Annotated in this window: 15 protein-coding genes; 6 read left to right on the top strand and 9 right to left on the bottom strand. The window is 49.1% G+C overall.

Features of this window, described 5'->3' with window-relative positions; genetic code table 11:
• Window positions 1-22: 22 nt before the first annotated feature.
• Entirely contained in the window at window positions 23-3637 is a 3615-nt protein-coding gene (locus NHAL_RS17430; RefSeq protein WP_013034466.1) for a DUF1631 family protein, read from the bottom strand.
• Between the two features lie 286 nt (window positions 3638-3923).
• Here NHAL_RS17430 and NHAL_RS17435 point away from each other — a divergent pair, with 286 nt between their 5' ends.
• Window positions 3924-4652, top strand: a complete 729-nt coding sequence (locus NHAL_RS17435; RefSeq protein WP_013034467.1) for a UbiA prenyltransferase family protein — start codon at window positions 3924-3926, stop codon at window positions 4650-4652.
• A gap of 18 nt (window positions 4653-4670) precedes the next feature.
• Complete coding sequence (locus NHAL_RS17440) at window positions 4671-5660, top strand: polyprenyl synthetase family protein (RefSeq protein ID WP_013034468.1); 990 nt, start codon at window positions 4671-4673, stop codon at window positions 5658-5660.
• A gap of 9 nt (window positions 5661-5669) precedes the next feature.
• Here the strand turns inward: NHAL_RS17440 and NHAL_RS17445 are convergent, their stop codons facing one another.
• Window positions 5670-6365: a class I SAM-dependent methyltransferase gene (locus NHAL_RS17445; RefSeq protein ID WP_013034469.1), complete on the bottom strand. Its 696-nt coding sequence runs from the start codon at window positions 6363-6365 to the stop codon at window positions 5670-5672.
• A 175-nt stretch (window positions 6366-6540) separates the two neighbouring features.
• Here NHAL_RS17445 and NHAL_RS17450 point away from each other — a divergent pair, with 175 nt between their 5' ends.
• Both NHAL_RS17450 and NHAL_RS17455 read left to right on the top strand, forming a co-directional pair.
• The gene (locus tag NHAL_RS17450; protein WP_013034470.1) at window positions 6541-6813 is read left to right on the top strand and encodes a hypothetical protein; all 273 of its coding nucleotides are present in this window, start codon (window positions 6541-6543) and stop codon (window positions 6811-6813) included.
• A 346-nt stretch (window positions 6814-7159) separates the two neighbouring features.
• Window positions 7160-7894, top strand: coding sequence for a TerC family protein (locus NHAL_RS17455; RefSeq protein ID WP_041355949.1), 735 nt, complete (start codon window positions 7160-7162; stop codon window positions 7892-7894).
• A 21-nt stretch (window positions 7895-7915) separates the two neighbouring features.
• On the opposite strand, the gene NHAL_RS17460 is transcribed toward NHAL_RS17455, so the two are convergent.
• The 3 genes from NHAL_RS17460 to amrS form a co-directional block, all read right to left on the bottom strand.
• Window positions 7916-11464, bottom strand: a complete 3549-nt coding sequence (locus tag NHAL_RS17460) for a mechanosensitive ion channel domain-containing protein (protein WP_013034472.1) — start codon at window positions 11462-11464, stop codon at window positions 7916-7918.
• Between the two features lie 34 nt (window positions 11465-11498).
• Window positions 11499-12716, bottom strand: coding sequence for a TerC/Alx family metal homeostasis membrane protein (locus NHAL_RS17465; protein WP_013034473.1), 1218 nt, complete (start codon window positions 12714-12716; stop codon window positions 11499-11501).
• 566 nt (window positions 12717-13282) lie between these two features.
• Window positions 13283-14413 (bottom strand): AmmeMemoRadiSam system radical SAM enzyme, encoded by a 1131-nt coding sequence (gene amrS, locus NHAL_RS17470; RefSeq protein ID WP_013034474.1) that lies wholly within the window; start codon window positions 14411-14413, stop codon window positions 13283-13285.
• A 119-nt stretch (window positions 14414-14532) separates the two neighbouring features.
• On the opposite strand from amrS, the gene amrB reads away from it, so the two are divergent.
• Both amrB and amrA read left to right on the top strand, forming a co-directional pair.
• Complete coding sequence (amrB, locus tag NHAL_RS17475; RefSeq protein WP_013034475.1) at window positions 14533-15318, top strand: AmmeMemoRadiSam system protein B; 786 nt, start codon at window positions 14533-14535, stop codon at window positions 15316-15318.
• On the top strand, window positions 15305-15877 hold the full coding sequence (gene amrA / locus NHAL_RS17480) for an AmmeMemoRadiSam system protein A (RefSeq protein ID WP_013034476.1): 573 nt from the start codon (window positions 15305-15307) through the stop codon (window positions 15875-15877). Before amrB ends, amrA begins: the two co-directional genes overlap by 14 nt.
• Window positions 15878-15888: 11 nt before the next feature.
• Here the strand turns inward: amrA and NHAL_RS17485 are convergent, their stop codons facing one another.
• From NHAL_RS17485 to NHAL_RS17500, 4 genes are all read right to left on the bottom strand, one after another.
• On the bottom strand, window positions 15889-16623 hold the full coding sequence (locus tag NHAL_RS17485; protein ID WP_013034477.1) for a pentapeptide repeat-containing protein: 735 nt from the start codon (window positions 16621-16623) through the stop codon (window positions 15889-15891).
• Window positions 16624-16670: 47 nt separating this feature from the next.
• Complete coding sequence (locus NHAL_RS17490; RefSeq protein WP_083761451.1) at window positions 16671-17123, bottom strand: DUF2802 domain-containing protein; 453 nt, start codon at window positions 17121-17123, stop codon at window positions 16671-16673.
• Window positions 17124-17190: 67 nt separating this feature from the next.
• Window positions 17191-18030 (bottom strand): flagellar motor protein MotD, encoded by an 840-nt coding sequence (gene motD, locus NHAL_RS17495; protein ID WP_013034479.1) that lies wholly within the window; start codon window positions 18028-18030, stop codon window positions 17191-17193.
• 7 nt (window positions 18031-18037) lie between these two features.
• Window positions 18038-18778: a flagellar motor protein gene (locus NHAL_RS17500; protein WP_013034480.1), complete on the bottom strand. Its 741-nt coding sequence runs from the start codon at window positions 18776-18778 to the stop codon at window positions 18038-18040.
• Between the last annotated feature and the right edge of the window lie 30 nt (window positions 18779-18808).

Here is an 18808-nt window from a genome sequence, read left to right on the forward strand (position 1 = left end):
AATGGGGCAACAATCTGGCCAATTATTCCATTGCCCTGAGAAGCTGGGGAGGTTCTATACCATATCCTTGAGCGAAATCAACCCCAATTTCTTGGAGTTTTGCCAAAATAGCCTTGTTTTCCACATATTCAGCAATAACCTTCTTACCCATGAAATGGCCAATTTCATTAATAGATTTGACGACGGCGTAATCATTAGGGTTAGTGGTGATATCTTTTACAAAAGTCCCATCGATCTTGAGATAATCCACCGGAAGGTTTTTCAAGTATGAATAGGAAGACAAGCCGCTGCCAAAATCATCTAGAGAGAAATAGCAGCCGAGGGTTTTCATTTCCTGAATAAACCGGGCGGAGCTAGAGAGGCTTGCCACACCAGCAGTTTCTGTGGCCTCAAAGCAGACTCTGTGTGGGGGGGCACCTGTTCTATGAAATTCGCGTTTGACAAACTCTGCTAGCCTCTCATCACTTAGGGATTGCCCCGAAAGATTGATAGCCACCCCCCCAAGCTGTTCTAGCCTCTCCCGGTGATCAGCCATCCACTGGAGTACGGATTGAACCACCCATCGATCAATAGCCGCCATCCGGTGATAGAATTCTGCCGTCTGAATAAATTCACCGGCAGCAATCCATTGCCCATCTTGGTCCCGGAAGCGCAGCAAGATCTCATAATGGGGTTCCATTGCTGAATGAATCGCAATAGGTATAATCCGCTGACACCATAACTGTAAGCGGTTATCTTCTAATACCTCACCGATTCTTGCAACCCACTCCACCATACTATGGCGACGTACAAACTCCTCATCATCGAGCTCGCAAACGCGAATGCGGTTTCTTCCCGCCTCCTTTGCTTTCGTACAGGCGGTCTCTACCCGTTGCAACAAAATGGCAGCATCCCGGTTTTGATCAGATACCGCCACCAAACCAATACTGACACCTACGGAAAGACGTTTGTTATTCCAAGCTAGCTGATAGTTTTCAATGGCGATGCGTTGTTGCTCTGCAATCTTATAGCCTTCCCTTAGGGAACATTGAGTTAACAACACCCCAAATTCATTGTCTCCTAAACGAGCCAGAATGCCTCGATCCGCCACAAATTGTGCCAACAACTGGGCAATTTCTTTCAATAATGCATCCCCTGCCTCATAACCACAGGTGCTATTGATAATTTTAAACTGATCTAGATCCAAGTAGAGTAAGACATGCTGGTGATGTTCGTGCTTTGCCCTAACCAAGGCATGATTCATTCGCTTTTCAAATTCTTTGCGGTTAATCAACCCGGTGAGCGGATCATGAGTCGCTTCATAAGCGATATGATTATGGAATCTTTGGAGTACCGCGTATTGCGCCCGATCTAAAAGAGGCACATTAGCATCGTCCAGCATGGTGGCCGTTCCGCGGCGGAGCTGCATTGCCACTTCATTAAGACTGAGAGTAGCCGCTTTCTTACCTTTAGCATCCACAAAAACAAAGGTAGTAAAATCTTCAGCCACCCACACTAGCTGCAAGCGTCGTGGGCAACCTTGGCGATCAGTAAACTGTACCCAAGAATTCAAGGGCAACCGTTTGGCCCGATTCACCCAATTCTCTGAGTCCTTCTCCTGGTCTTTTAGGGTCGGGGCCTGGTGGCCCCAAACCTTACCGCGGCTAGCCCCTGCCTTTAGCCCCTGCGGTGTTTCAGCGATCATCCGTCTGTTTTTTTTTAACTGTTGCTGAGCCTGGTAGCTTTCAACCACTTGAGCAATATTGCTAGAAACGGACTGGGTACGCTGCTCAGCAATCCGCTTAAGCTCCTTTAAGACCTTAGAAAAGATGCCAACGTCATGTTCAAAATCGTGGGCAATATAATTGACTAGATGAGCGATTCTAGCCTCAAATTGGGCATCAGCCTCATCACGCTCCTCGCTAGGAGGAATTTCAAACTGCGCCAGCAGGTTAAGAACCTGCCGTGCAGGATGGGTTTCCTTATCTACAAAAGCTTTATCCAGGACAGCGAGCCGCAATAAGGGAATTTCCAACTGCCTGATCCAGCTCCTGGCGTTCTCCGGCAAGGCTTTGTCTTCAAGAATGGAGACCAACAGATTACCCACAATTTCAATGAGATCGTGGGCCTCGCTGCTGCTAGGCTCATCATGAGCAGCACGTTCCTGGGGGGTTATCTTGGGTGATAGCTGTGCTAGCAAATCAGCAACCCTATCCTCGCTGCCGGTATTTGCCTTCTGATCAGGGCTAAGATCTGCAAGCGCCTCAAGCAACTCCTCTTCTCTTTTCAATGAGCCAGCAGAAGTGTAGCTCCCTCTCGAGCGTTGACCACGCAGTTTATATAATCCAAGCAATTCTCGAGTCACCCTATAAGCCTCCGCGGCAGCTAGGGCAGGGACAGGTTCTTGGGGGCGTTCAAGGCCGAAAGCTTCCTGGGGCACTGATTTCTGAACCGGGGATGGAGGCATTGCCTCAGGGGTAATACGGCCCCTTGATGGCTCTTCCTGTTCACTAGGCGGGGAGGAAGTAACTCCATGAGGTGCAACTGGCTGCTCGCTAAATGACGCTGCTCCATTTTGAGCGCTCTGGCCCTGGGGGGTAGCAAATTTACGCTCTAATGATGGCAGGATACCTTCCGCCTTTAACAACTCGTTTAAACGGTTATATAACACCCCCAACTTATCTTCAGCAGCCTCCTTAAATACCTTGTAGATACGCTGCTTGATATAATGTCCTATCTCTAAATCTCGGATTGCATCTTGCAATGCACGGCAAATAGCCCTTGGGCCTACAGGGTTATTCTCCTTGTCAACGGAGATCCCCAGAAGGCGAGCGAAGCGCTTCTCAACCTCGAACAATGGGTCGGCATAGTAAGCTTCCATTTTCGATACGGCTTCAGCAATTGCTAGCCAATCTTCAAATTCCTCCTTACCGACGACGGCAAGCTTGGAGGATTCCGCCTGATTTTCCTGTGGGGGCAGAGTGCCCCTCGTATTAGCGCTTAAATCCTCCAACTGTGCTAAGAGGGTTTTTTGACACTTTTCCTCCACCTGCTGGCGATGGCCCTTTATTTCTTCAATCGCCTCAAGATAGAAAGTCTGCTCCAAATTATTTTCCGCATCCCTGGCACAAAGAAATAGGGTTTCATCCAGCTGCTCAAAGAAATCCTTTAAAATTATAGGGAAATAATCTGCCACTTGTTTCCGACAAGCTTCTAGAAGAGCATTGCTTCCTTCCCTGTTTTTTGGCTCATTGAGGGAACGGGTTTGTTTTGTGCCCAGTTTTGGTTTGGAGGGCGTTTGCCGCGCCTGGGCGGTAAGAAAGTGGAGGGCTTGCAGTACCGCGGGCCCAGTCTCAGAAAATGCTGCCCCAATTCCCCCTTCAGAAACCCGGACTATACGTACGTTGAGGGAAAAATTCTTATTGCCCGCAGAAGTTGCACAAGAAAAATGAACAGTGATTGTTTCACCCGTATGCTCTCGAAGCTGGATATAGGTTGCCTGAGGATCCCTAGGAACTAAAAAAAATCCACCCAGACAAAAATCTCGGATTTCCACGTCGCACCGCATTAATCGTGGACTGCTGATATAGGCGTCCATTTGTATGGGCTGGCGCGGAAAGGCACGGCGATCTAAGTTACTCCCCTGGGATGTATACATACTTTTAACTCAATTAAAGTTCTGTCTATATTGACTAACGGAAGGCGCCCTAAAATACCTTATGGGTATCGACCGTAGCCAGTCACTCCTTTAATGAGCTGATATCCAGCACTCATTCGATTTTGATCATCTTTAGTGAACCGTTTTGCCTCGATCGGCCTGCTCGGCTTGGAGGCTTCTCAAACCGTCTTTTAAAACCTTAGGGTTGGGTAGTCGGTAATTAACTGTCTATATTTATTATTTAAGCAAGCCTGCCGCATTCAGCCCCCCATAAAAGGAGAACAAAATGGCTCAGGCGAATAGCGACGACCGCACCAATGAGTGGTTTGTCCCCTCTTTTGGTCCATTGAAGCTCCGAGTCCTGATAGGGCTGTTGTTTCTGCCATACACCAGCATGGTTCTCGCTTATACGGTGATTGGTTCAATGCTCGCCCAGACGATACACTGGGACCGGGTAGTTGCTATCCTGCTCATTTATTTTCTCGCTTTAGGCATTGGCGCCCATGCCCTGGACGCCCTAGGCAGCAAGAATATCAAACCCTGGGGCCATGTCTTTTCAGTGAACCAACTCCGTATCCTCGCCACTTTCTCCCTCATCGCCGCCTATGGGATTGGCATTTACTATATGCTCGTCCATACCCCCCTGCTCTGGCTCATTGCTATCCCCGAAGGTTTTTTTGTCCTCGCTTACAATCTAGAGTGGTTCAAGGGACGATTTCATAGCGATGGCTGGTTTGCATTATCCTGGGGAAGCCTACCCGTCCTTGGAGGCTATATTCTGCAAACCAACCAAATATCCCTGGCGGCTCTGCTCGTAGGCGCTGCCATGGGCTTTTTAAGCCTGGTGGAAATCAAGGCTTCCCGTCCCTATAAAGCGCTCAAACGGGCCCGCACCTTGGATAGAGTTGATAAAGATCGGGCCCAAGCTCAGACGCTAGAAAGTATATTAAAGAGTATCAGCCTAGGGGTTATCTTACTTGGCGTTGGTATGGCGGTCTGGCGCGGGTGGGCCTAAAGAAAAGGAGTAGATTGGATGAATTTTCTCAACTACTGGAGAGAGACCCGTAGCCGGCTTGACCAAGAGCTACGCTGCCAAATACCTATGCTTTTTTCTGCCCTCCCTCCGCCGCAGATAAAGACTATCCAGCAAATTATTAGGGACGGCAAGCGTGTTCGAGGCTGCTTGGTCTGTCTTATCAACAATGCTCTGGGAGGAAAGACCGAAGATGCCCTACCAAGAGCAATAGCCATCGAGTGCATTCAAGCGGCCTCGCTTATCCATGACGATTACGTAGATGAGGACATCATCCGCCGCAAGCGTCCTGCGACCTGGACCGTGGAAGGGCCACGAAGGGCGGTGCTGCTGGGGGATGTCATATTTGCAACCGCAATCCAGAGTATGGTGGAATTAGGTAACGAGGACGGTGCCACGGTAGCACGTGCCATTGCTACGGTAGCTAACGGTGCCTACCAAGAACTTTCCTGGCAGATGGATGGAGGGGAAGCTAATCTGCTCGAGGCAGGCATTTACGATCGCATTATCTATCTCAAAACGGGAGCGCTTTTCGGCGCGGCATGCCAATTAGGCGCCATTGCGACCGGTGCTCCCCAAGAAACCTCAGCCTCGGCCTACGCTTTCGGCACCCGAACGGGGGAAGCCTATCAAATTGCTGATGACCTTCAAGACTTTATCACCTTGTGGGAACATCCCCAAGAGGGGCTCAAAAAACTCTCTCCGCTGCTCCCTGCTCTCAATTACTTCTGCCACAGAACCGGGTTGGCCCTTCCCCACTACCCTCCCCATCGGCAAAAAGCCTGGCATGACTGGTGCCAGCGCATTGGAGAAGACTTCATCAACTGCATGGAAGGGGAGCTCAATCTACGCTTGCAGCAAGCGGAATCTTATATTGAGTCTCTTCCCGACAACCCGTACACAAAGATGTTAAGCAAGGCACCGGCCAAAATCGCCACCATGATGTATCGCTCCGTTCCCCTTCCCAGTACTGTGTACCAGGCTTTATAAATGGCTTGTCTATTTCCGGGCTGAAACAATGGCTGAACCATAAAGAGTCAAATATTCCATTCGAATATCGCTTAACCCCTCTTGCTGGAGCGATTCTTTGAGCTCTGACAGCCAAGGGCTCTCCTCAATCAACTGGGGCAGCCCATAATAGATTTCTCGCCAGGAGGGAAAAAAAGGAGTGCCAATAGCCTGGAGCATCTTAAAGTAAAAACGCCAAATCCGGACAAGGTAAGGTTTGGGAGGAAAAGTAAAGTCATGCATTAAGAGCAGTCCCCCCTCTTTCAGCATGGTCTTGCTGCTATGGGTAAGAGCCTTCAAATCAGCATACTTAGCCAAATAGGAAGAACTGATGCAGTCAAAAGGCTCTTTCGAACGATAATCTTCTGCTCGACTTAACACCCATTCAATGTTATTTACCCCTAATTTCTGAATCTTGCGGCGTGCAATATTCAGGTATTCTTCCCGCAACTCTACTCCAACCACCTGGCAGTCAGGATAGCGGTTAGCAATGGCTAACGTGGAAATCCCCGTCCCGCAGGCAAGATCTAAGATGCGCCTAGGATTCGGCGGCATCATCTTCACCATTTTGCGTTTCCAGAGACGATCAATTCCAAAGGTCGCCCCATTGACCATAAAATCATAGCTCTTGCCGGTCCCAGCAAAAAACCGCTGGACCAACATCAGTCTTGGATCAGCTTGCTTCATCGTGTTATTCCTGAAAATGTATAATCTCCAGCGATTACAACCGGCAGCCTACCGGCCTCGCTTGGATCCGGGTCCCCGCTTATACACTATAATTAGTAAAAACAGGGATGATTTCTCTTCTTGATAGGAAAGAGCTTAAATGTCAGAATTCCATTAGTTAAGCATAGAGGAAAATATGATGAGAGATGATAAAGATGCCCTTGATGAATTACTAGATGGCCTAAAACAACAGCGTGATGAGTTGCGTGTGCAAATGCATCTAGCAAAACTTGAGGCTCAAGAAGAGTGGGAAGAAATAGAAAAAAAGTGGGATCATGAAGTCAAACCTAAGCTGGATGCAATCCAGGATGACACCATGGAGAGCTCGAAGAATATTTTCAATTCTTTAAGGTCAATCGCTGAAGAAATCGAAAACGGATATAATCGTATAAAAAAACACTTGGAGTAAAGACTCCACTCTATCTAGGAAAGGGTTTCTAGCTCGGATGTTGACTAGGAGGGAGAAGCATTCGAGCTAGAACCGCCAATAGCAGCCCCATTGATAAAACAAGAACACCTAAAATTTCATAAGCGAAAAGTTTATAGGTAATTTTTTTGCAACTTTTCTCAAATAGTTTGAGCATCAAACAAGGACTTTTGCCCTGCTGATGAAATTCTCATTGCCTATGAAGTGGAAAACACTCATAGGCAGCTATTGGCCTTACAGTTACTTTCCCTGCTTGCAATTGCGACTGCTGCAGGACGAAACCTTCAAGAAAAGCTCACCATAAACATAAAATAACGGTAAAACTATGATGGAATGGATTGCTGAACCTCAAGCGTGGATAGCCTTAGCAACGCTTACCACGCTTGAAGTTGTTCTCGGTATAGACAATATCATTTTTATTTCCATTCTTGTCTCTCGATTACCTGATCAACAACGCCATAAAGCAAGGATAATGGGTCTATCGTTGGCGATGGGTATGCGTATTGCCTTATTGCTATCTCTGGCTTGGGTCATGCGTCTGACGACTCCTCTGTTCTCCCTACTGGGAGAAGAAATATCAGGACGGGATATTATTCTTATTGGCGGCGGACTCTTTTTACTGGCGAAAAGCACCCTTGAAATCCATAACAGCCTTGAAGGAGCTGAAGAACACTCGCAAGGATTGCAAGTAGCCAGTTTTGGGGCAATACTTGCTCAAATTGCAATTTTAGATATTGTATTCTCCCTTGATTCGGTGATCACCGCCATCGGCATGGTAAGCCAGATTCCAGTGATGGTCATTGCTATCGTTATTGCAGTTCTTATCATGATGGTGGCCTCAAAATCTATTGGGGAATTTGTGGATGCTCATCCTACCGTCAAAATGCTCGCCTTAAGCTTTTTGGTATTAATAGGTGTAACGTTGATTGCGGAAGGCTTCGATCTCCATATTCCAAAGGGATATATTTACTTTTCCATGGCCTTTTCCGTCACGGTGGAAATGCTCAACCTGCGCCTCCGGAAAAAAGCAAGAGCTCCAGTCAAACTCCATAAACCGCTTTGAAGAACCAGAAGTTATCTTTACCTAAGAAGAAGGCCTGCCTGTAGTGCCTGACCATTGCTCCTGGGAAGTTTGAGGAATCTCCTTGGCGGCAACTTCGGGAACCATACTTGACGCTTGGCTTTCCCCCTGTGTTTTGGGGGAACTCAATTCGCTCAATTCCGATAGGGTCATAGACCGGACATGGATGTCCCGTTGGGGAAACGGTATTTCAATCCCATGCTCGCGCAGGGCCTGATTGATAGCCGTATTCAACTCATGCATCAAGGGAAAGCGGTTACCTAACTCCCTCACAAAGGCCCAGACAACAAAATCCAGGGAACTTTCCCCAAACCCCACAAAAAAAACGCTGGGTTGGGGGTCATCCAACACCAGGGGGTTTGCATTGACTTCCCTTAAAATGACCTGATGGGCAAGGGTGGTATCCGATCCATAAGCAATCCCTACCTTGATCGTGATCCGAGTGATCGGATCAGATAGAGTCCAGTTGACTAACCTATCGGTAATAAATGATTTATTGGGGACAATTAATTCTTTGCGATCAAAATCCGTTACCGTCGTCGCCCGGATTCGAATTCGAGAAACCGTTCCGGAGATATCCCCCACTGTGACCACATCGCCAACCCGGACCGGCCGCTCAAATAAAATAATCAAACCCGAGACAAAATTGGCAAAAATTTCCTGCAACCCAAACCCTAATCCCACGGTGAGGGCAGCCACTAGCCACTGTATCTGGGACCAACTCCCCCCGATAGCATCAACGACTAAGATAATACCGGCAATGGCAATGGCATAGCGGGATAAAGTCGTAATGGCATAACGACTGCCCGGCTCTAGGGGAAGCCGCCGCAGCACCACTATCTCCAAAACACCGGGAAGATTTCTTGCTGCACCAAAGGCTATCAAGGCCAAAGCCAAGGCTAGCGCCAAGTTAGCTAAGGTAAAAGGTTTTTTCACTTCTTGGCCTTCTACAACCATAGTATGGTGCCATAAGGTAATATCGTTAAGGATACCCAAGGCGGGAAAAGTGGGCGCCCAAATAAACCAGAAGCCAATGATGACGGATAAACCAATCACCGTATGGAGTAATTGCCGGGTTTGGGCATCAATCGTTTGGATATCTACCTGATGAATATCCAGTTTAGCGGGCATTCTTTCACCAAACCGACTGGCTGCTTCTCGCTCGGCTTCCCGCCTCTCCCGCATCTTAAAGAGTGCCAGCTTGCGTTGTGTCACCTCAAGCCAGCGGATGACTAAATCGTGAGTCAGAACTGCAGCAATAACCAGCCGTAAAGTGGCAATAATTTCATTTTTAAGATGGAGCGCCGTATAGAAATACCCTGCTGCCGCTAAACCAAGCAAAAACAGGGGAAAAGCGACAATAGCGGGATACCAAACATAGCGGAAACGGGACAACCAACTTTTCGGTTGCTCGGCTAAATAGCATTCAACAATCCCTCCTTTAGGCCTTAACACCCGCTGAGAAAAAACCGCAAGCGCCACCATACTCACCATAAACCCTACCCGGCCCAGGCTTTCAGCGTAGCTTTCTTTGACCTGGTCCTCGGCCCCCGCCATTCCGGTCACAAACAAAGCTGGCAGCACAATGGGAATCGCCCAGGCGAGATTTCGCCACCAGAGCATCACGACCTGCTGTTGCCAACCAAAATGAACTTCAGCCACGCCCTTTCGGCGGCACAAAAGCCGAAATCCATGCATTAACAGCAGCGGCAAGGAAATGGCTGTCAGTCCCACACCTACCGCTTTAGAGAAGTCCGGGACTTGCTCAGAAGTTTGTAAAAGCCACCCTGTAAACCCTGCGAGCAGAGGCCAAGGCGCTGCCGCCAACAAAGTAGCTATTAGGGCCCGGAGGGTAAAGCCAAAACGATCCGCGTAGGGCATGGTTATCCGCTCTGCAGTCGCCTCTAAAATCTTGCGTAAGTTATAGCGAACTTGCAGCAGCCCAATAAAGATTAATAGTACCGTAATAACCCACAGGGGCTCATCCATCGCGATGGCTCCCAGTGCCCGGACGGTATCTAGCCAATGGTCTAGGGACAGCAGCCAGCCCACACCTGCGAGCAAATCGTGCCACGCCTGTAAGCCTAAAGGAGAGGCGCTAGGAATCCACAGCAGATGCTCATCTAAGAATGTGGAGTATTGCTTGACCGTCTCTATAAGCTGGCGCTGCACAAAATCCAATTCCCCTATTACACGCAAGTACTGGGTTTGGGTTGCGCTCAGCTTATCCAACAAATCCTTCCTATCTCTCAGCAGGTTACGCACCTCTGCTTTAATCTCTTCCCGCTGATAGGGGAGCAATCCCGGCTCCACTCGTTCCGCCATCACCTGGGTTGCCGCCTCATCAAGCTTACTGAACTGGCGGCGCTGTTCATCGATTCGAAGTTGATTAAGGCCGACTTCGGCCATTTCCTCCTCGGATTGTTCAGCCTCTTGCCGATAGTGGCTAAGATCGGGCAGACTACGGCGTTGATCCCGCAAAATTTGCTGCAGTGCCTTATTCAATCCGGCAATTTCTAATCTTTGCTGGGTACTTTGAAAATCCTGCTGCATCTGTTTTAGTTGGGCTTCTGCGACTGCATGTTTAGCCCTCATACGGCTCAAATTTGCAGCCAGTGAGGCAAGTTCCTTGCTGAGCTGGGCATTCTGCTCCGCTAGCGCCTGGATAGCAGGATGTTTACCTGCGGCTTCCTGTTCAGCACGGGCGGCAGCTTCCTGGGCCTCCCCCACTTCGACTTGGCGCCGCTGGTCAACCAGCTCTTGGAGGTCATTAACCCGTGCTTGGGCTTGGGAAACCTGCTGTGCCGTCAGGTCACGCTGCGTCTTCAGTAACTGTAACCGGATACTGTGGCTGAGTAGTTCCTGCTCGAGCATGTGGATTTCGTTCAGGCATGCCTCTAGCTGGGCCTTTAATGCGAGCTGACGGGCTTCGGCAAAAAGGGAGGTCTCTTTCGGTGGCGGCAGTGCTTTAAGGTCATTTTCTACTCGCTCTTGCCGCTGTTTGGCCTCTGTCAATTGATCCCGTGCCTGCCGAGGCCGATGCTGTTGCTCTTGCAACTGCTTGTCTAGCCCAACCAGGGTACTTTCTAGGGCTGCTAATCTAGCTTGCTCTTTCGCTAGGTGCTGTTCCAACTCAGAAAGTGGGCTTTCATCGGCGATCTGCTCCAGGGCCACCATGGCCTTATCCGTACCGGGAGAAGCGAGATGCTCATTGATCTCCTCTATTTGAGTCGGCCCGGTCTCAATCACCTGTCTATAGGTTTTAGCGCTGCTCCTATAGGAATTGGCGGCTTGCAAACGCTCCTTGGCCAACCGGTATAAATCCAATAGCTTCTTCTTCTCTGCCTCCTCTAACCCTTGAGCCTCTTCTACTTCCCTTATTTTGCTCTGGATTTGCTCCACAGTCACCGAAGAATTTAAAGGGGTCAGTTCTTCTGCCCCCACAGACGGAAGAATCGATACCATGGCCAACAGGAAGCAAAAACTCAAAACGCGAGATGGCCTTAAGGCCCAAAAAGCACCGATACCAGTTAGGATTGGGGTTGGCTTCATAATACCTGCTTAATCTTGTTGATTTTCAAATCAATTAATTTCGTATGCGTTGCCTAAATTCTCCAGCCGTTTGCCGCATTTTTCGTAACCACCGTCTCGCCCATGCAAATTCAATGGCTAAAATACCTAAACCAACCGGGATCACCACGACAGCAGGGCCTGGCAGTACAATCATTGCGACCCCCACTAACAGCACCGAGGTACCAAGAACGAGCACCACAATCCGTCGCGCTTGCCGGTAGCTGAGCACTGCTAAAGTCACCAAATCGGTAAATAGCGGTGCGGCACGCCTGTCAACATCCAGGGGGGGAACCCACAATGAGGCGAGAACACCTAGGGTGAGAATACTCCCGATAGTCACTAAGGAAACGATATTTGGAATGGGATAAGTGTGGATCAACATCATTTTGGCAGCAAAATAAACTAAGACAAAAACTAAGCTCAGCTTAATGTAGCGGAATCGATCCACATAGCCGGCAATCGTAAAGTAAAGAGCCCGAAGGCCCAGCACTGAGAACACATTACAAGTAAATACTAAGAAGGGATCTTGGGTGACGGCAAAGATAGCAGGAATGGAGTCTAATGCGAACATTAGATTAGTGCTGACCACCAGAATTAGCGCAAGCAACAAAGGCGTTATTGCACGGTTTCCATTTAGGGTGCTAAAGAAATTCCCGTCTTTATAGTTATCGGTAATAGGATAAAACTTTTTGATCAAAGGCAACAACGGACTGTGGCCTATGTTGATATTATCCTGGCGGATCATCATCATTCTCACCGCCGTGGCTATAAGCAATCCCCCAAATAGGTAGACGATCCAGTGGAAACGGGCCATCAGCACGGTGCCTAGCGTGACCATGATAACCCGCAAACCAATCGCCCCCAATACCCCCCACAACAACAGGCGATGCTGCTCCACCACAGGTACTTTTAAATAGGAGAATATCATGGCAATGACAAAAATATTGTCTATGGACAGGGATTTCTCCATGAGGAAACCTGTCAAAAATTGCACTGCGGCTTGCTGACCACTAAAGTCATGGGAAGCCACATCACTCCACCCTAGCCAGTTATTCTCATAGAGAAAATACACAAAAACATTAAAGCAAAGCGCCAATACGACCCAGGTCATTGTCCAAACCAGAGCCTCTTTGACACAAACCATGCGTGCCCCGCGATTTAGGATGACAAGATCCAATACCAGCAATCCGATAATAAGCGCGATAACTCCGATCCAAATAGAGACCGTCATGGCTTATTATCTCCCTGCTCTGCTAGCTGAAAAAAAACACCTATAGCCAATAACTGCACGAAATTGCTCCCTTCACGTAGAGAAAATAAGTTCCTCGACAAAAGTTTTGAGATATTGGAGCGAGGGAGTGGTGTGGAGCTAGGGGACAGGAATGTCCCCACAAACCCTTTTTTCAGGGAGGAAAAACGGGTTTGCAAAGCATTACCCCCTCGTTCCTAAACATCCCCCCTATTTTATTCATAGGTACTTACAATAAAGGCCCATTGTATAGCGTATCGCCAAAAATGAACCTTAGGGGGCAGATTTCGCTACGCTCTTCTCTAGGGCTCGATGCTAGAGCCTGCTGCCAAGAGCAAAGAAAAAAATAGAGATGGGAAACAAACTAGAGCCAGCTTTTAGCCGCAAATGCACGCGAATAAACGCTTATAAAACAATGCTAAGCGGGAGTTTTATAGGTATAGGGTGCCCAGAACGTAGCGACGCGGACCATTAAAAGGGAAATCCATAATCAAAGAGCAGTCTTGCCGCCCGCAATCCAATTCTAATAAGGATTTCTCAATGGCTTCTCAGGCAAAACGACCAAGGCGTACTGGCATGCGCCTGGCCCCCCAAGTCCCAGGGACTGCCTCAAAAACACCAGCACAAGGCGTATCACACCGCTGGCAGCGGCCCTCGGCGGTCAATCCCCAGTTCGATAGGCTATACCAATCCCGGCCAATCAACAGGTGGCCGCAATGGTGGCAGTAGGTGCTCCCCCCCTGGACATCATGGACATTGCCTACATAAGCATAGCGAACGCCATTTTCAACCGCAATTTGGCGGGCCCGCATCAAGGTGGCCGGGGAAGTAGAGGGTTTATCCATCATCTTCCAGTCAGGGTGAAAGGCAGTAAAATGCCAAGGAACATCCCTTCCCAAATGCTCCACTACCCACTGACTCATTGCTTCCAATTCCTGATTGGAATCGTTTTCACCAGGGATTAAAAGAGTGGTCAGCTCAAACCAAAGTGGGGTTTCATATTTTAGATACACCAGGGTATCCAGGACCGGTTGCAGATGCCCTCCCGTGATCTTGCGGTAAAATTTTTCCGTGAAAGCTTTAAGATCGACATTGGCGGCATCCATATAACGGTAAAATTCCATCCGTGGTTCATCACAGATATACCCTGCCGTTACCGCGATGGATTTAATACCTCGCTCGCGGCAAGCCTGGGCAACATCGATAGCATACTCCATAAAGATAACAGGGTCATTGTAGGTATAGGCTACACTACGGCACCCGAGTTCTCCAGCCGCACGGGCAATAGCCTCCGGGCTGGCCTGGTCAGCAAGAGTGTCAAATTCTCGCGACTTGCTGATGTCCCAATTTTGACAGAATTTACATGCCAGATTACAACCTGCTGTTCCAAAAGACAGGACGGGTGTGCCCGGTAAGAAATGGTTTAGAGGTTTTTTCTCAATCGGATCGATACAGTAGCCACTGGAACGACCATAGGTGGTTAAGACGATTTGTCCCTCCTGGCAGGCACGGACAAAACACAACCCTTGCTGGCCCTCGCGTAATTTGCAATAACGGGGACACAAATCACATTGGACCCGACCATCATCCAAGCGATGCCAATAACGAGTGGGAACCGTATCAGAAAAGGTTTCAATGACCAACGCAAACACTCCTGGGCAACCCCTAGGCGCCCTCATGGGAAATACTCAGCTTTTATGCGTTAGTATAGGGTTCACCAATAAAGTTTCCTTATTTGCTCGTTACCCGATATCCTATGGTATTTTATATTTTTAGCGAGGATTTCTGAGGATGAGCCATGGCTACCTTAAGGCAACCGGCTGTTGCGGGCCTATTCTATCCTGCCGATCTCGTGTCACTACAGACCCAAATACAAAACTTTTTCAAGACTAACGACGCAAGAGGGAACCCACCCAAAGCCATTATTGCCCCCCATGCAGGCTATCGCTACTCCGGCCCAGTGGCCGCATCAGCTTATGCCTGTCTACGCAAGGTCCAGGGGCGGATTCATCGGGTTATTCTTCTAGGCCCCTCCCATCGAGTCCCTTTTTATGGAATAGCAACCAGCCGGGCAAACGGCTTCGCAACCCCCCTTGGTATCGTTCCCGTAAACCAAGATGATTTACAACAGGCTTTGGCCCTTCCTCAGGTCAGAGCACTAGACGAGCCTCACGCCCTAGAACATAGCTTGGAAGTCCAGCTGCCCTTCTTGCAGGAAATTCTCGGTGATTTTTCCCTGGTTCCACTCGTCGTAGGGCATAGCTCCCCCCAAGAGGTCAAGGAGGTGCTCGATCTCTTCTGGGGCAGCGAGGAGACTTTAATTATCGTCAGTTCAGACTTAAGTCACTACCACGACTACACTACTGCCCAACAGCTCGACAGGGCTACCACTAAAGCCATAGAAGCTTTACAACCCGAGGCGATTCATTCTGAACAGGCCTGCGGTTATCTTCCAATGGGTGGGCTCCTCATGGCGGCCCGGGAACGCGGCCTTCATGGGACCACCCTTGATCTCCGCAATTCCGGTGATACTGCGGGTTCCCGGGAGAAAGTCGTTGGCTATGGAGCTTATGTCTTTCAATAATCCCCCCCTTTTTTCGTCAGAAGAACGGCAAAGACTGCGAGAAATTGCCCATGACTCTATTCGCCATGGATTAGAAAGGGGGGAGCCTTTGCCTATTGAGTTAGATAGCTATCCACCGCTAATCCAGCGCATTGGGGCTAATTTTGTGACTTTGACATGGGAAAATCAGTTGCGTGGCTGTGTGGGTACTCTCGATGCCTATCGCCCTTTGGTGTTAGATGTAGCGGAAAATGCTTATGCCAGTGCCTTTCGCGACCCCCGTTTCCCCTCCCTGACAGCCGATGAGTTTGAGCGTCTGACTATCACCGTCTCAATCCTCACCCCCCCTCTTTTGATGACCTTTGAGAACGAGCAAGACCTGATTTTCCAGCTACGCCCAGGAGTTGATGGTTTGGTACTAGAAGAGGGGATGCTTCGGGGGACCTTTCTTCCTGCGGTTTGGGAAATATTGCCCGATCCTCGGCTATTCCTCAAGGAACTCAAACGGAAGATAGGCCTACCACCAGAACATTGGTCGAATTCCTTACGAGTGCTCCGCTATACCGTGGAGAAAATTTGAATTTTGCGATCTCATCGGCAAAAGCCAATAGATTTAGGCGCACATTCACGCCGATCAGGCCATACGGCATAATCTAATTTCGCCCCTTGCAAAGAAGCTCCGTCTAAATTAGCGCCTGACAAATCAGCGTAGGAAAGGTCGGCATAATTTAGCTTGGCATGAGCAAGATCCGCATCGCGCAAATTAGCACTTCTTAACACGGCATTGGAAAGATCCGCATGCCTTAAGTTGGCAGAGGCCAAATTGGCATAGGTTAAGAGAGCCGAATCTAACGAAACTCGGGACAAATTGGCACCTTTAAGGGATGAGTTAAGAAGATTAGCTCTACTTAGATTGGCCGCGACCAAAACCCTCCCCGAGAGCAGACAATTACTCCAGTCCACACCTGCTCTAGGAGGCATATCGCAACTTCCTATGCGCCAAATTGAGGATAGGAAAATGCCCCCCCCCGCTAGGGCCATAATCATCAAGACAATCGCCCCCACGAAGCGACGTTTAGGAGCACGGCTCGCCTGATATGCTTTTAGTTGGCGCCTAAGCTGCGTCCGCGCTCTACGGTATTTGATGGCTTCAGGTAGCTCCGGGGAACGCCGGTCCTTCCCACTGCGTTGCTCGGACAGTAAGCGCCGCTCCCCGAGCCTACGGCGATCGAACCCAGAGCGGCGATCACGCCAAGGATATTCCGCCTCGTATTGTTTTAGGCCTGGAAAAGTTTCGGCCCTACTTTTATCATGCTTTGCTTGCACCCAAATTAAACATAATAACTAAAGGTAGGCTTTTCTAATACATACCACTATTCTTGCCGTTCGTTCAATCTATTTTGGTTACCCCCCTTGTTAGTTCCCGCCTGGCCGAGTGGGGTATTTGCCGTCGAACTTGTATTGTGCAACAAATACACCAGTTTCGCCTCATCTTGAGACAATCCGCAGTTGGCTATTAATTGGTCAATATCAGCGCCGTTGCGCACCATCTTTATCGCCTGGCTATAAGCACAATTTTCAGGCGTGTGCAAATCAATTTGATCTTGCCGCTCGTCAAGTTTTTTTACTCGCCGTTCCAACTGTGCAACTTGGTTTCCTAGCTCCACCGAACCGGCGCAAAACGCACCAAAAACCTTCTGTAGCTGTTGCAACTGTTGGGCTTGTTCCTCTAGCTGCCGCTTAGCTCGATGCAAAATAAGATTCAAATAGAGTACTAAGATCAGTAGTACCTCTGTCACCACGAGAAGTAGCCAGACCAATTCCACTACCGCCCCCACTCTAAAACCCACGGTATCCGGAACACAGGACTAATAGCGAAAAATATTCTTTTGCTTATTTCTTGGCCTGAACCCCACTAGCAGGGGACCCTTGGGCTTCCAGTGTACGGCGGCTCAAGGGGCGCCCCAGTATCACTAACGCCACCCGCCGATTCCGACGTCTTCCCTCCGGTGTACTGTTATCCGCCACCGGTCGGTATTGCCCATAACCGATAGCGGCCATACGCGCCGGGGATACCCCAAAACGATCAAACAGATGCACGACGCTCGCTGCCCGTGCCGATGACAATTCCCAGTTAGAGGGAAAAACAGCGGTGCTAATCGGAACATTATCGGTAAATCCCTCAACCTGGATAGGATTGGGAAAACGACGCAAGATCTTTGCTAGCTTCTTTAGCACCGGCACGGCTTCTGCCTCCAACTTAGCGCTTCCGCTGGTAAAAAGCACTCTATCATTGATTTCAACCTCCAACCATTCCTGGCCTTGGCGGAGACGAACCAAATCTTCGTCGATCAAAGGCTGCAAGGTAATTCTAACCTCCTCGGTGATGGCTTTAAGACTGGTCATTGCCGAATGCTCCTGAGTAGCGGCTGAAGGGAACGATATTCCCAAAGTCTGGGCTGAAGAGGGGATTGCAGGTAATGCCTCTATTTCAATAGGGCTAGAACCCGAGACGACCCCCGGCCCTCCTACCTCAATAGGCTCTATCCGACGAGATGCTTGAGGAAATATTGCAGTCAAGCTTTCTGAGAGCACCCGGTACTTTCCCTCGTTGACAGAAGAAACGGCATACATGACGACAAAAAAAGCAAACAATAAGGTAATAAAATCGGCATAAGACACCAGCCAACGCTCATGATTTTCCTGATCTTCCTGCCAGCGCCGGCGGGCCATAACGAACTCAATCCAAATAACTTTGCAAATGGACTTCGATATTGCGGGGATTTTCCCCCTCGGCGATACCAATGAGCCCCTCTACCACCATCTCGCTAATATATGAACGTCCCCGGATAAGCACCTTCAATTTATTGGCAAAGGGGAGAAAAAATAAATTAGCGAGCCCTATCCCATAGATAGTCGCCACAAAAGCAACCGCAATGCCACTGCCTAAAGAGGAGGGATCGGCAAGATTGCCCATAACCTGTATTAATCCCATCACGGCCCCAAGAATACCAATGGTCGGGGCATACCCCCCCATAGACTCAAAAACCTTAGCGGCCAGGAGATCTCGCCGCTCCGCAAGCTCAATATCCAATTCCAAAATCTTGCGGATATCCTCCGGTTCGTTCCCATCCACCAATAATTGCAAACCTCGACGGGAAAAACGATCAACTTCAGTCTCGGCAATGGTCTCTAGCCCTAACAAACCTTCTCTGCGAGCAATCTTACTCCATTCAAGGATATTGACAATAAGCTCCTCTGCCCTCTGGGAGGGTGGCCGAAAAACCCAACCCGAAATCTGGAAGGCTCGTAAAAAAAGCTTGAGGGGAGTCTGTAACATTACCGCTCCCAGGGTACCCCCCAGGACAATAAGCAAGGCCACAGGGTTGAGAATGGCACTTAACTCACCCCCTTCTAAATACTGGCCAACGATGATGGCCCCAAACCCAATGATTACGCCGAGGATACTCAAGATATCCATGCTTACACCCGTTGCTCCCCTGGCGCTAGT

The organism is Nitrosococcus halophilus Nc 4, from assembly GCF_000024725.1.
GTDB classification, from domain to species: Bacteria; Pseudomonadota; Gammaproteobacteria; order Nitrosococcales; family Nitrosococcaceae; genus Nitrosococcus; species Nitrosococcus halophilus.